General features: G+C 45.1%; 12 protein-coding genes, 1 tRNA gene, 1 other RNA gene and 2 pseudogenes. 1 reads left to right on the top strand and 15 read right to left on the bottom strand.

Translation table 11 applies throughout. The features are described 5' to 3' along the window. From rnpB to ACKI5G_RS05020, 8 genes and pseudogenes are all read right to left on the bottom strand, one after another. An RNA gene (gene rnpB, locus ACKI5G_RS05055) (RNase P RNA component class A) lies at positions 1-352 on the bottom strand. Between the two features lie 81 nt (positions 353-433). Beyond that, positions 434-1,084, bottom strand: a complete 651-nt coding sequence (gene thiE, locus ACKI5G_RS05050) for a thiamine phosphate synthase (protein ID WP_407398243.1) — start codon at positions 1,082-1,084, stop codon at positions 434-436. 2 nt (positions 1,085-1,086) lie between these two features. Continuing rightward, complete coding sequence (locus tag ACKI5G_RS05045; protein ID WP_407398241.1) at positions 1,087-1,908, bottom strand: Nif3-like dinuclear metal center hexameric protein; 822 nt, start codon at positions 1,906-1,908, stop codon at positions 1,087-1,089. Then, positions 1,908-2,582 (bottom strand): tRNA (adenine(22)-N(1))-methyltransferase, encoded by a 675-nt coding sequence (locus tag ACKI5G_RS05040; protein ID WP_407398239.1) that lies wholly within the window; start codon positions 2,580-2,582, stop codon positions 1,908-1,910. Before ACKI5G_RS05040 ends, ACKI5G_RS05045 begins: the two co-directional genes overlap by 1 nt. A gap of 446 nt (positions 2,583-3,028) precedes the next feature. Further along, a pseudogene (rpoD, locus tag ACKI5G_RS05035) lies at positions 3,029-3,754 on the bottom strand (RNA polymerase sigma factor RpoD); the annotation flags it as partial. A gap of 318 nt (positions 3,755-4,072) precedes the next feature. Beyond that, positions 4,073-4,432: pseudogene (locus ACKI5G_RS05030) on the bottom strand (sigma-70 factor domain-containing protein); the annotation flags it as partial. Positions 4,433-4,803: 371 nt separating this feature from the next. Beyond that, on the bottom strand, positions 4,804-6,600 hold the full coding sequence (dnaG, locus tag ACKI5G_RS05025; protein ID WP_407398237.1) for a DNA primase: 1,797 nt from the start codon (positions 6,598-6,600) through the stop codon (positions 4,804-4,806). Between the two features lie 307 nt (positions 6,601-6,907). Beyond that, positions 6,908-7,906, bottom strand: coding sequence for a deoxyguanosinetriphosphate triphosphohydrolase (locus tag ACKI5G_RS05020; RefSeq protein ID WP_407398235.1), 999 nt, complete (start codon positions 7,904-7,906; stop codon positions 6,908-6,910). Positions 7,907-8,095: 189 nt separating this feature from the next. On the opposite strand from ACKI5G_RS05020, the gene ACKI5G_RS05015 reads away from it, so the two are divergent. Beyond that, complete coding sequence (locus tag ACKI5G_RS05015) at positions 8,096-8,308, top strand: hypothetical protein (protein ID WP_027397484.1); 213 nt, start codon at positions 8,096-8,098, stop codon at positions 8,306-8,308. A gap of 283 nt (positions 8,309-8,591) precedes the next feature. Here ACKI5G_RS05015 and glyS read toward each other — a convergent pair whose 3' ends face one another. The 7 genes from glyS to ACKI5G_RS04980 form a co-directional block, all read right to left on the bottom strand. Further along, entirely contained in the window at positions 8,592-10,655 is a 2,064-nt protein-coding gene (gene glyS, locus ACKI5G_RS05010) for a glycine--tRNA ligase subunit beta (RefSeq protein ID WP_407398232.1), read from the bottom strand. After that, positions 10,655-11,536, bottom strand: coding sequence for a glycine--tRNA ligase subunit alpha (gene glyQ / locus ACKI5G_RS05005; protein ID WP_407398230.1), 882 nt, complete (start codon positions 11,534-11,536; stop codon positions 10,655-10,657). Before glyQ ends, glyS begins: the two co-directional genes overlap by 1 nt. Positions 11,537-11,841: 305 nt before the next feature. Further along, the gene (locus tag ACKI5G_RS05000) at positions 11,842-12,879 is read right to left on the bottom strand and encodes a virulence RhuM family protein (RefSeq protein ID WP_407398228.1); all 1,038 of its coding nucleotides are present in this window, start codon (positions 12,877-12,879) and stop codon (positions 11,842-11,844) included. An 88-nt stretch (positions 12,880-12,967) separates the two neighbouring features. Further along, positions 12,968-13,495, bottom strand: a complete 528-nt coding sequence (locus ACKI5G_RS04995) for a restriction endonuclease subunit S (RefSeq protein WP_407398226.1) — start codon at positions 13,493-13,495, stop codon at positions 12,968-12,970. Continuing rightward, positions 13,411-13,692, bottom strand: coding sequence for a hypothetical protein (locus ACKI5G_RS04990; RefSeq protein ID WP_407398224.1), 282 nt, complete (start codon positions 13,690-13,692; stop codon positions 13,411-13,413). Before ACKI5G_RS04990 ends, ACKI5G_RS04995 begins: the two co-directional genes overlap by 85 nt. 285 nt (positions 13,693-13,977) lie before the next feature. Beyond that, positions 13,978-14,115 (bottom strand): hypothetical protein, encoded by a 138-nt coding sequence (locus ACKI5G_RS04985; protein WP_407398222.1) that lies wholly within the window; start codon positions 14,113-14,115, stop codon positions 13,978-13,980. Positions 14,116-14,161: 46 nt separating this feature from the next. Next, positions 14,162-14,236: transfer RNA gene (locus tag ACKI5G_RS04980), tRNA-Arg, on the bottom strand. Positions 14,237-14,324: the final 88 nt, after the last annotated feature.

The following is a 14,324-nucleotide window of genomic DNA, read 5'->3' as shown; positions in this document are numbered from 1 at the left end:
GCTATGAGTGATCAATAAGCCGAGTTCTGTTCCGCCGAAGCGGTGACAATCATTTATCTGGACTGCCAGTTGCCTGACAGCTCTAGCGACACACCCGGAAGGTCAGCGGGCCGCCTCATACCCTTCCCTATTCGGTCTTGCTCCATGTGGGGTTTATCAAGCCAGCCAGTCACCTGACTGCTGGTGCGCTCTTACCGCACCTTTCCACCCTTACCTAGCGAACCAGGCGGTTTCCTTTTCTATGACACTTTCCCTAAGGTCACCCTCGCTGGACGTTATCCAGCACACTGCCCTGTGGAGCCCGGACTTTCCTCAAACGAAGTAAATCGTCAGCGATTGTCTTTCACGCTCATAACACGTTAATTATAACATTCTGAAAAATAGGTGTCAAACGACATAGGACAAAATTGGTCATATAATGAGTATATGTTGATTATCTTTTGATGTCATTGACCAACTCGTGTACTTTTTGTTCGATATTATCAGACTGCGTTATTTCGGTAACCACAGCCATATTTTTAGCTCCATGTTCCCATACATGAAAAATATTTTGAGTTTTTATACCACCAATTGCTACAAAAGGCACAAGAGAATTTTGAGCTGCATACTCCACATAGGAAAAACCAACGGGCTCAGCAGTGGCCTTGGTTTGAGTAGCAAAGACAGGACCAACTCCCACATAATCTATCACGTCTTTTAAGCGGTTTGCTGCCTCTAATTGGTCCGGGTTATGGGTCGAAAGTCCGATAACCATGTCTTTACCCACGATTTGTCTGACAACTTCCACCGGCAAATCATCCTGACCCACATGAATTCCGTCAGCTTCCACCGCCAAGGCCAAATCCACAAAATCATCAATAATAAATGCCGCCCCATATTCACGGGTGAGTTTTCGCAGCTCCACACATTCCCTGTAACGGGCCAAACCGCTTTTTTCCTTTTCCCGGTACTGCACAAAGCGAATACCAGCTTCCAGCATGGCCCTTACTACTTCATAGTTGCTTCTCCCCAATGATGCTTTTTCAGCAGTGATTCCATAAATTGGGAAGCTCTTAAATAGCTCCATGGTTTCCTGTCTTGTCATAATCAGCCTTCTTTCTCGCCAACTACCTTAAAGAAATCTTCGGATATATTATCCTCACAAATCTCCACATCAGTGCCATGCTTCATGGAAGCCAGCTCCTGACGAAGATATTTCGCCACGGCCTCTACCATGGGAAACTCAGTGGCAAAATGACCAGCGTCGATAAGATTAATGCCCTGCTTTACAGCCTGTTGGGCTTCATGGTACTTAATATCACCGGTTACATACACATCTGCTCCCTTAAGCACCGCTTTGCTTATAAATTCAGCACCGGCACCACTGCAAAGGGCCACTTTTTTTACCATATCCTTGCCACCCTTCACAAGGCGCACATGATGACATCTAAGGGTCTTACACAGCATTTTGGAAAATGCTTCTATGGACATCGGCCCGGAAAGATAGCCAATTCGTCCCAAACTATCACCTGTTTCCGGATCTGTAAGGGCAAGTCCTTCTACCTTTTCCAGATTCCATAACTGTGCCAAAATATCATTACATCCGCCCTGAGCAATATCCAGATTTGTGTGGGCAGAATATACGGCAATGTTATGGGTTAGTATTTTTTGGAGCATCTCACCATCATAGGTATCTGTTCTGATGCTAAGGAGTCCTTTAAAGAGCATTACTGGATGATGGGATATTATCATATCTGCTCCCATCTCAATGGCCTTATCCACCACTGGCATACTCACATCAAGGCACACCAAAATCTTACTTATCTCCTGCTCGGGACTTCCCAGCTGAAGGCCAGGGTTATCCCAGTTCTCAGCCAGCTTTTTGGGAGCCAGCTTTTCCATAATTCCCATTATAGTCTGACACTTCATTATAAATACGCCTCCAAAAGCTTTATCCGTCTCTCTATCTCTGCCAACTTGTCCCTGGTGTGACTGCCACCCTTTCGAAGTCCCTGACGAATTTTGTCAAGCTGCTCTATGTTATTTTGAACATGGTCAGCAAACAGTGCAGGGCGTTTTTTTATCAGGATAGGGCCCAAAATAAGCTCCGCCTCCGTAAGGGGTTCTTTCTTCCCCTGAGTGGCCTTTATTATCTGATATACCCTGCCTTCAACCTTGGCCAGCTTCTCATCCTCTATATGCCAATTATGGTCATAAATCCAGCCCCTAAGATACTCAAAGCCATTCTGTGGCTGAAGCACCAGGCATTGCAGCCGGGCCGTTACTTCAGGACGTACCTCCAGGATATCAGCCTCCAGCTTGCCACCCATGCCGGCAATGCAGACAGTGTCCACCTCACCCGGATTAATGGCAGCCAGTCCATCCCCCTGACGGACCTCTATGGAGTCACTGAAGCCAGCCTCAGAAATGGTGCGACGGGCAGCCTGGCAGGGGCCAGCATTTAAATCCGCAGCGATTACTCTACGGGCGTTATTTGTTTTAAAAAGCTCAATGGCCAGATAACCGTGGTCGGTACCGATGTCGGCCACACTTGAGTCATCTTGTACAAAATCCGCCACAGCCTGCAAGCGGTCATCTAACATAAGTTCACCTCTTTTGTTTATTAAGGGCAGTAGGGCTGATGTTTTGAGCAATACGGCACGGTACGTAAAGAAACTTTTTATTGCAAACCTTAATATTAGTGGAAAAAATCATTTGTCTGAGCGACGCGAGTTATGATTTTTTTCGCTATATAAATGCAAGAAAAAGTTTTAGAACCGGGACCGTCGCGAAAAACACAGCCCCACTGCCTAATATAACGAGCTTTAAGATGACCCCCACCTCTTTAGGTGGGGGAAAACAAACTATAACAGCTGGTGAGCATATCTCCCAGCTCGTTGCGACACGAACGAAGTGAGTTAGTCCTTTAGGGAAACTCTAATTGGAAGATTTTTCTTTTAAAGAAGAAAAATTTGAACAATGGCGTTATAAAACATTAAAGGGGACAGCATAAGCAGTCCCCTTTGAATATTAACGATATATGCAGAACTTAGTCAAGGAAATCCTTCAGCTTCTTGCTGCGGGTTGGATGACGCAGCTTTCTCAGGGCCTTGGCCTCAATCTGACGGATACGCTCACGGGTTACACCGAAGCTCTGCCCAACCTCCTCAAGAGTACGGGCACGACCATCCTCAATACCGAAGCGCAGAACCAAAACCTTCCGTTCACGCTCTGTAAGGGTGTCAAGAACCTCTGCCAGCTGCTCCTTCAGCATCATGAAGGATGCCTGCTCTGCAGGTGCCGGTGCATCGTGGTCCTCAATGAAGTCACCAAGATGGGAGTCCTCCTCCTCACCAATAGGAGTTTCCAGGGAAACTGGCTCCTGAGCAATCTTCATGATTTCCCGAACACGCTCAACGCTGATATCCATCTTTTTGGCAATCTCGTTAGGCTTAGGGTCACGGCCCAAATCCTGAACTAATTGTCTGGTAACACGAATCAGCTTGTTGATGGTCTCCACCATGTGAACCGGAATACGGATAGTTCTGGCCTGATCCGCAATGGCTCTGGTAATAGCCTGTCTAATCCACCAGGTAGCATAGGTACTGAACTTATACCCCTTGGTGTGGTCAAACTTCTCCACAGCCTTTATAAGACCCAAATTACCTTCCTGAATCAAATCAAGGAAAAGCATCCCGCGGCCCACGTAACGCTTGGCGATACTTACAACCAGACGAAGGTTAGCCTCTGCCAGACGCTTCTGGGCATCCTCACCAAAGGCCTTGGCGGTATTCATAGCGATAATATCAGTCTTTGAAAGTGGCTCCACCTCAAGCTCAGCATAGCCTAATGCTTCATTATAATTGGTGAAGAGCTCACTATCGAAGTCCTCCAGACCGTCAATATCCTCCTTGTACTGCTCCACAATGGCATTTACGCTGTCATTGTCCACATGAAGATATTTACGGGTAACATCATTGTTGTCCAGCTTCAGCAGCTCCGTCCACTCTGACAGTGGTCTTACACTATCAGTGCCGGCCTCAGCATCCTGCTTAACAACCTCATCGGCAGCCAAACGAATTTCAGCGGATACGCCGTCCTCCATACGCTCTGCCAGTTCCTTTTCCTCAGAGCCTGTGAGAAGTGGCACACGGCCAATCTCCTTCAGATACATACGAACTGGGTCATCTATATTTACACCGTCAGGTATGTTAATACCAACCTCAACGTCGACGTCTTCTTCATCTTCAGGTTTATCAACATCATCATCCGAGTCGTTATCGTCAAAAGAAACTTCCACACCATTCTTACTGAACTTGTCAACGATAATCTCATCCAGCTCTTCTGGAGATATATCCTGTTTCTGTAATGCTTCCATAATCTCCCCTGCTGTTATCCTATTCCCATTATCACGGGCACGTTCCACTAAATCAGCTAAATTGCCAGTCTCCATATCTGTGGCATTGTCCACAGTGTTCTCTGCTTCGACTGAAGCCTTTGGCTTAACACTTTCTTTAGCTTTGGTGCTCTTTGCTGTTTTGCTGTTTTTTGTAGCTTTGGTTGCCGTGGCATCCTTTGCAGCCTTGGCGGTTGACGTTGTCTTCTTTTCTACAGTTTTGGCAGCTGTTTTGGTAGTTGCAGTTTTGGTAGATTTCTTGGCGGTAGTCTTGCCAGACTTCTTCTCCGTAGGCTCAGCTGCCTTGGTGGTTTTTGTTTTTTTCTGGGTTGCTACTGCCTTAGCTTCTTCCTGTTCAGTAGTGGTTGTCTTTTTCTTTTTCTCAGCCATTGATAAACCTCCTTTCTCAGAATTTTGGTAGTTGATTGTCAATTAACACCTTGCAATTCATCCATTTCATTTTTTATTTTCTGACTGGCGGCCAGCTCCTCCAAATACTTTGCATCACCCTGCCGATACAATTCCTCGGCATTTTTTGAATGCACTTCATACTGACTCACCAGATAATTTCTTCGTAATTGGCGCACACAAGCTTCATATAAAACAGAGTGGTCTTCCTCTCCCAAATCCTCGACTACAGCCCGGGATAATTCCTCTACCGCCTCGTCGCCTAAATTGGCCAACCCCATTATGTCGCTTATTTTCTCACCCGCCCTGTACTTTTCATACAGAGCCTCCAATATTCTTTTGTGAATCTCGTCAGGCACTGACTCCATAGGCACCAGACTTACAAAATGATCCAGGATAGCAGGCTCATCCCATACCATGCGAATGATTACCCTGCCAGCCCGACGGCCTGCATCATCAACCTGACGCACCACACTTCTGACTGTCCTGCCAGAGCTGAGCTGGTTCACTGGCCAGCGACTTTTTTTGCCTAACTCTACAAGTATATCATTTTCTGACACACTTAGCAATTGGGCAACCTTAGAAACATAGGCCGACCGTTCAGCGGTATTTTTAATGGTGCCCAAAATCGGAAGCATTTCTGACAAGGCTTTAAGTCTGCCCTCCAAACTGGATACATCACTGTGGGTCATAACGTGTCTTAGGCGGAATTCCACCACAGAAACAGCTTGGCTCACAACCCTTCTGAACTCATCGGCTCCATGCTTTCTGATATATTCATCAGGGTCCTTGCAATCCGGAAGCTGGACTACCTTGACTATGGCAGAGGTTTCAGCAGCTATGCCTATGGCCCTTGCGATGGCTTCCTGTCCGGCACTATCACTGTCATAGCAAAAATAAATTGCAGGAGCATATCGCAACAGCTTTTTGCACTGATCTATGGTAAATGCCGTTCCCAGAGAAGCAACCACATTTTTGATGCCAGCAGCAGCCACGGAAATAACATCCATATAGCCTTCTACCACGAGGGAAAAGCCTTCCTGGCTAATGGCCCTATGGGCCTTGTCCAGTCCAAAGAGGAGTCTGCGCTTGTTAAACAAAGCAGTCTCAGGGGAATTTAAATACTTGGGATTGCCATTATCGATAACACGGCCTCCGAAACCGCATACACGGCCCCGTTCATCCCTAATTGGAATCATGACCCTGTTGCGGAATCTGTCATATTCCCCCTGGCCCTTCTGCCTTTTTACCACCAAACCGCTTTCCAGCAAGAGCCCGGTATCAATACCACGCTTTGCAAAGGCGGTGGTGAGCTTATCCCAAGCATCAGGGGCAAAACCAAGGTTAAATTCTTCTATTATATTGTCGTTTATACCACGATGGTGAAAGTAATCCAAACCGGCGGTTCCATATTTTGTCATGGTAAGACAATTATGGAAGAATTTACCAGCCAGCTCATGGGCCTCACGGAGCTTTTTCAGCTTTTCCTCACGGGCTATTTCCTCAGGAGTCCGCTCTCTTTCAGGAAGGGGAATGTTCAGCTTCTCCGCCTGAAAAATTATGGCCTCCCTGTAGGAAAGGCTTTCAATCATAGATATAAACTTAAAAACATCCCCACCTGCGTGACAGCCAAAGCAGTAAAAAAATCCCTTCTCCGGGGTCACTGCAAAGGAAGGTGTTTTTTCATTGTGAAAAGGGCAGCAGCCCCAAAACTGTTTTCCTTTGCGCTTCAGCGGTACATAAGTGGAGATTACAGATACAAGATCTGATTCTGACCGAACCCTTTCCACGAATTCGTCTGTCAGCCAGGTTGCCATGTATACTCATCCTTTTCAAACGCATAAAAACAGTGCAAAGATTTGTCATACCTTTATACTTGATACCAGAAAGTACACAGTATAATTCGAGGCTAAACATGAAAATCCTGCAAGATTCTACTAAAAAATCGTCTAGCCCTATTCAAATCCCTTGCACTATTAATATTCAATATAAATCCAAAATATCCTTTTTTTATCTTGACAAAATCATATTAGTATCTCGACTAATGATAACAGCCCTTGATTCTGCTACCAAAAGCCTTGCTAATCTGAACAAAAATCACAATGATGAGCCTTGGATATCATCCTACTTCACCATTACGCCCACAGGTGGCATAAAAATATCATTAAAAAGCTGTACGGCATAGCTGTCAGTAATGCCGGCCACATAATCCACCACAGTCTGCTCAAGGCCCCATTGGTCCTGACGGGCCTGAAACTCACTGGGCATATTGGCAGGATTCTCCATAAAATACTTAAAAAGCTGCTCAATAACAAAAACTGCCTGTCCCCGCTCCTTGGCCAGTCGCTCTGAGTGGTATATATTATTGAACATAAACTTTCTGAAAATACTCATGGCTTCAGTCATTTCCTCAGAGAAGGTAATATCTCCTGCCTTTTCCGAGGAACGAATCATATCTGATACCATGGCGGTTATCATCTTTGAGGTATCAGTGCCGATTTTTTCAATGACAATCTTTGGCAAGCCCTCAGGCTTTAATATATCCGCCCGCATACTGTCGTCATAATCATGGCAAAGATAGGCTATGCGGTCCGCCCAATGGATAATTTTTCCTTCCATAGTAAAAGGTATTCCCTTGCCGCTATGATTAAGGATACCATCCATGGTTTCCTTGGTCAAATTAAGTCCCTTACCGCCCTTTTCCAAATATTTTACCACACGCAAGCTCTGCTCATTGTGGGCAAAGTGACCTGTAAGGCGGTCAAGAACAGCTTCCCCGGCGTGTCCGAAGGCTGTATGCCCCACATCATGCCCCAAGGCAATGGCCTCTGTAAGGTCTTCGTTAAGGCGCAGACTTCTGGCAATGGTGCGTCCTATCTGGGACACTTCAAGGCTATGGGTCATGCGGGTGCGGTAATGATCACCGGAGATAATATATACCTGTGTCTTGTGCTTCAAACGGCGAAAGGCCTTGGAATGTATAATCCTATCCCTATCCCGCTGGAATCTGGTACGGAATTCGCAATCCTCCTCAGGGCGTTCCCTTTCCGCATCGCGACTTTTGGCCGCCAACGAAGAAAGCATCTGGTATTCGTTTTCCTCAGTTCGTTCCCTAACCTTCATATATAACACCGCCTTTTGCATAGTCTCTATACGTGTTAAACGAAATCTCATTTTATGGTTTATCATTTTAACCCACTTCTGTCAAGGGTTGCGGTTTTCTTTCATCAAAAACAGTGTACACAAAAGTATTTTTCTATGATATAATATAGCATATTATGTTTATTATGAATTTAGAGGGGAGAGTTTTAAATGACTCAGGAATCTATCGAAGCAATTCTCAAAGCAAAGATTGCTGAAGAGCGCGGCAAGCTGCCAGTTCATGAATATATCGACCTGAACGCTGTTTCTAATGGTCGTGGTGTTGCTGACGGCGGTCTGATGTTCCTCAAGGCTGTTGATACTGCTCTGGACATCATGAGCAAGTCTGTAGCAGCTACCTTGGCTGAGGTTGTAAAAGACTAATTACAAGCACTATCAAAAAAATGCTGTTCCATCAGGAGCAGCATTTTTTATTTACTATTAATAATAAAGCGCAGGAGCTACAGTTTTTCACCTCGGTACCGTCGCTAAAACTTTTTCTTGCTCCTATATAGTGTAAAAAATCATAACTCGCGTCGTCCCGACGGGACTAGCTCAAACAAATGATTTTTTTCCACTAATATATAGGTTTAGCAACAAAAAGTTTCTTAACGCTCCGGACCTAATGGTTCAAACCAGCAGCTCCTGCGCTTATATTATCTAAAAATTATGAAAGTACGATTTTGCTGAAGTCTGCCACCTTGCAGATAAGCTGGTCCACAGCCTTTAAGAGCCCCAGACGATTATTCTTGATTTTTTCGTCCTTATCCATAACCATAACCGCATCAAAGAAGCCGTCAATTGGTGCTGCCAGCTTGGTAAGCTCCGCAATGGCTCCGGCATAATCCTGATTATTAAGGAGGCCCTCCACCTTGGCAGATGCTACCTTAAATTCATCGTTAAGCACACCCTCTGCTGCCTCTACAAACAGGGAAGCGTCACAACCAGGGGCAACGGTTTCATCCTTGCGGGAAATATTGCCGGCACGGTTGAATGCCTGAATATGCTCTTCCATACCATCCTGCTTAACAGCCTCATTTACTGCCTGGGCCCGCAGGGTTACAGAATAAATGTCATCTATATCCACAAATACGGCATCCACTACATCGTAGCGAATCTCAGCATCAGAAAGAACATTCTTCAAACGCAGCTTCATAAAGTCAGCCACATCATCCTGCATCTTGGCCTGATCCTTGGAATCAGTGATATTAAGAAGCTCCATAGCCTTTGCCACAAGACCGGAAAGGGAAATGTGGTACTTGGCCTCCACCAGCATATTTACCATACCTAAAGCCTGACGGCGCAGGGCAAATGGATCCTGGGAGCCTGTTGGAATAAGACCACGGCTAAAGGTTGCCACCAGATTATCAATCTTATCTGCCAAGGAAACGATACGGCCAGCTACAGAAGCAGGCTGTCCATCAGAGGCGCTTCTAGGCATATAATGCTCGTCAATAGCCTGGGCTACTGCTTCGTTCTCACCATCAAGGAGAGCATACTCGCGGCCCATGATGCCCTGCAGCTCAGTGAACTCGGTAACCATACCGGTTACCAAATCAGCCTTACAGAGCTTGGCAGCCCGAACAGCATCCTTCTTGTCCTGCTCAGATACCTTTAACTCGTCGGCGATATAAGCAGACAATTTCTCCAGACGGCCGGCCTTATCATAGATAGAGCCAAGGCCCTCCTGGAATACTACAGTCTTAAGCTTGTCACAATGCTCCTCCAGGGACTTCTTGCGGTCCTCATCGAAGAAGAACTGGGCATCCTCCAGACGGGCACGCAGAACGCGCTCATTGCCGTGCTGAACGATTTCCAAATGTTCACTGCCACCGTTGCGGATAGTAATAAAGAGCGGCATCAGCTTGCCGTCCTTCAATACAGGGAAATAACGCTGATGGTCACGCATTGGGGTAATAACAGCCTCAGCCGGGAGTTTCAGATACTTGTCATCAATAGAACCGCAGAGAGCTGTTGGATATTCTACCAGATAGAGAACCTCCTCCAGCAGACCTTCCTCAATCTGGGCCTTGCCACCCTTGGACTCAGCCAGCTCTACTATCTGCTGACGAATCATCTCACGGCGACGGTTATGGTCAACGATAACGAACTGCTCCTCGCAAGCCTTTTCATAGCTGCAGGCACATTTAATTTCAAAATCTCCCTCAGAGAGGAAACGATGACCACGGGAAACGCGGCCGGACTTTACATTGGCAGTTTCAAAATCAATAACATCCTCACCATAGAGGCCCACCAGCCAACGCAGCGGACGGATGAACTTGTAGTCAAGGTCAGCCCAGTGCATATTGTTTGGGAAATTCAGGCCATCAACCAAACCCTTTAAGGTATCGCTGAGCAGGTCAACGGTCTTGCCGCCCACCTCGTGAACCATGGCATATACATAGCCGTCCTTGGTAACCAGATCCTTTGCATCAATACCCTGACCACGGGCAAAGCCCTGAGCAGCCTTGGTAGGATTGCCATCGGCATCAAAGGCGATATTTACAGCCGGACCACGGTTTTCCTTGGAAAGGTCCTCCTGATTTTCAGCCAGTCCCTCAACGATAAGGGCCAGACGGCGTGGAGTACCCATTGTTTTTACATTGTCATAGGAAAGACGCAGGTCAGCGAAGGTCTTTTCAGCATTTTCCTTAAGCTGAGAGATGATACCAGGCATTGCATAAGCTGGAATTTCCTCAGTACCAATTTCTAATAATAAAGTCTTGCTCATTATGCCTTATTCCCCTTTCCCATCATTGGATAACCCAGCTCCTCACGCTGCTTCAGGTAGCATGCGGCACACATACGGGCGAGCTTACGAACGCGGCCGATGAAGGCAGCACGCTCAGATACGGAAATAGCACCACGGGCATCCAACATGTTGAATGCATGGGAGCACTTTAATACATAGTCATAGGCTGGATGAACATAACCCTTGTCGATTATGCGAACTGCCTCTTTTTCATACTTGTCGAAGAGCTCAAAGAGCAAATCCGAATCAGATAAATCAAATGCATAAGTGGACTGCTCAAACTCATTCTGATGGAATACATCACCATAGGTGTAGTTGCCAACCCACTGAATGTCGTATACGTTTTCCACGCCCTGAATATACATGGCAAGGCGCTCCAAACCATAGGTAATCTCTACAGCCGTTGGCTTGATATCCTGGCTGCCCACCTGCTGGAAATAGGTGAACTGGGTGATTTCCATTCCATCAAGCCAAACCTCCCAGCCAAGGCCCCAGGCACCAAGGGTAGGGGATTCCCAGTTATCCTCTACAAAGCGGATATCATGCTCCTTTGGATTAATGCCAAGGCGCTCCAATGAAGCCAGATACAACTCCTGAATGTTGTCAGGGGATGGCTTCATGATTACCTGGAACTGATGATGCTGATACAAACGGTTTGGATTGTCACCGTAACGGCCATCAGCCGGACGGCGGGAAGGCTCTACATAAGCCACATTCCAAGGCTCAGGCCCAAGAACTCTGAGGAAGGTGAAAGGGTTCATAGTACCGGCACCCTTTTCCACGTCATAAGGTTCGCCCAGAATACAGCCCTGCTCGGACCAGAACTGCTGAAGGGCCAGGATTATTTCCTGATATTTCATAAGAGTATGCCTCCTTCTAATTTGTTACAGCTGCATATAAAAACGCCCCTGTAACATTGGTTAATAATGTTACAGGGACGAGATAACCCGCGGTTCCACCCTGCTTGAATGCCGAAGCATTCCGCCTCAATGGATATTTACTTTATGCTCCAAAGTGCCTTTCATCCCAATAGCAGGCTCACACCATCCCTGCATCGCTTGCGGAGAGACTACTTTTCTTCTTCATCGCTAGGCTGAATTTTAGCAAAAATATGGACATGTGTCAATGTTACATCTACAAAACTACTTGCAATATGGCAGAAGTCTTAGTTCTTCTTGTCGTTTTCCAATTCCAATAAATATTTATCAAAATCGGACATAAACTGCCTATCCTGAATTATCCTATATTTTTCAAATTCCGCTTCTGCCTTTGACTTGGAGATTTCAGCAGTTATCTTGCCGGCATCTTTGAGCACCTCTCTATCATCTGCCATTAAAAATAAATCGAGACGCTTCGACCAGTCCTGCATGGTCATCGGGATATGGCGCTCTGCACGATCCTCTGCCAAATCCAGATAGGCTGATACTATACGCTCCAGCGAACGCATTTCCTGTTGAGAAAGATAGTTCTTTGCAATACTGACATCACTTTTTACAATTTTACCTTCCGGTGCCGCTGCCCAAGTCGTAAGCCCCATGTGTGGTTTTTGGGCATTTGCCCGTTCATATATCAATTCTGCTGCGGTATGACCATGAACCGCGTAGTGCATTTTATTTTGTACTTTAGCAAAAAACACCTTTGTTGTTTTTGCTGTACGGTCATAATCGAGTGCTGTCGCATAAATATCCGTAATTTTCTGATAAAATCTACGTTCTGAAATGCGAATTTCCCGTATCTGTTCAAGCAGACGATCAAAATATTCCTTAGTCAGCGCAGAACCACCATTTTTCATGCGTTCATTATCTATAGCCCAGCCTTTAATGGTATAATCCTTTGCTATTTCATTAATCCATTTTCTAAACTGAACTGCACGGACAGAATTTACTTTAAATCCTACCGCAATAATCATCTCTAATGAATAATGATTTGTATGGTATTTTTTTCCATCCGAAGCAGTTATCCAAAATTTTCGGATAACTGCCTGCTCCTGTAATTCACTATCAACAAAAATCTTCTTTATGTGATAATTTATTGTGCGTACATCAACATCATACAATGTTGCCATCATCTTCTGTGTTAGCCAGATATTTTCATCCTCGTAGCGCATTTCAACGCTTTCCTGCTGTTCACCAATAGAGGCCACATAAGTTAGATATTCAGCCGCACTGGAACGGATATTAATTTCTTCTTTTTTTTCTCGCAAAACCTGTACCTCCTTTGCTACATTATCCAGCTACTCAAAAAATGGCAGGAGCTGTTACAGCTTGGCTACAATTCGCGTTTCCGATATCTCAGTTCAATACTGCCAATTTATAGCATAATGGCAATAGCTCCTCTAGCTTGCCCACAATGCGTTTTTGCTCGGATAATGGTGGGAGAGGAATTGGATAATTTCCTAATTTTTGAGCATTAACATTGGATTGATTTATACCATCTGACTTAACACATTTACAATAATTTCTACCATATTCAGAGTTCATAATGAAATTTACAAAAGAACTATCTGATAATATAGGTTTTACTTGTATCAAATAACCAGCAAATATAGCCGGCCACTCAGCACGATAAATAGCTGTTTTGCCAACTAATTCACGACTATTAGTTCTATTAAAGAGCAAATCGTATTTTTCAAGAATATATTTTTCAATTTCACTCTCATCGCTTGTATATACAAGATTAGACCAGTCAATTTCACCATTTTGAATATTACCCATTCTTAAAACAGGTACTTTCCCTACTTTAGCAGATTTGGCTGATGTTCCATAACGAAATGGTTGACATACATCCCCAAGCCGTACCCATTCCCAGCTTTCCGGCACATCGAAGGGTATTTTCTCCTCGCTGATAGGTGGCAATGGTTGGGATTTTTTTTCCCGTCCTTTATGAGCTGGGCTTTTTCTGCCTTGATGGCTTTTAAAAGCTCCTTGGCTGTTCCTTCCTCTGGGCGCTGTTCCACCAGCTTTCCCTCAATAGCCCGCTGGAGTATGCTGTTCTTTAGTTGCTGTGGTGTCATCATTTACTTTATATCCTTTATTATAATTGGTATATTTCTTGATAAAATAAAGAATTACGTCAACTATTATACTATAATTAAAAGTGCAAGACCCTCGAAGATGAGTAGTTTTCCAGGCCATTCATCTATCGAGGGTCTTTTTTCGTGTTAATATGTCCTTAACATATTCTCTAAGGTCATTATAGTTTTTTTAAAACAATACGTCAAGAACCCCCACAACGAGAGTTTACCAGACCACTCATCGCAAGGGTTCATATACTTACCGTGATGAAATATGAAAACAAGTTATCACCCATGCAATTTTGCCGTTATTGCCTCCAACACCTTATCAATCTTTGCATTTAGTGCTTGGCGGTGCTCCTGATAGCTCTTTATCAGTTCCATTGGCTCCAGTATTTCTTCCTCCTCATGGGGGAAGCCGCACAATTAAAATAGCCTGCCACAAAAAAGTGACAGGCTCAAATTTTAATAATGGTGCGCTCGGCGGGAGTCGAACCCACGCTTTCAGCTCCGGAGGCTAACGTCCTATCCACTGGACTACGAGCGCAAAAACATATTTCGTTGTGAAATGAAAATTCTCACAAGGGACATTATACCATCCAGTGGTACAATCCGCAAGAATATACAGTTCAGAA

This window comes from Anaerovibrio sp., from assembly GCF_045637405.1.
Lineage (GTDB): Bacteria > Bacillota > Negativicutes > Selenomonadales > Selenomonadaceae > Anaerovibrio.
This window is presented reverse-complemented; position numbering and strand designations above follow the sequence as displayed.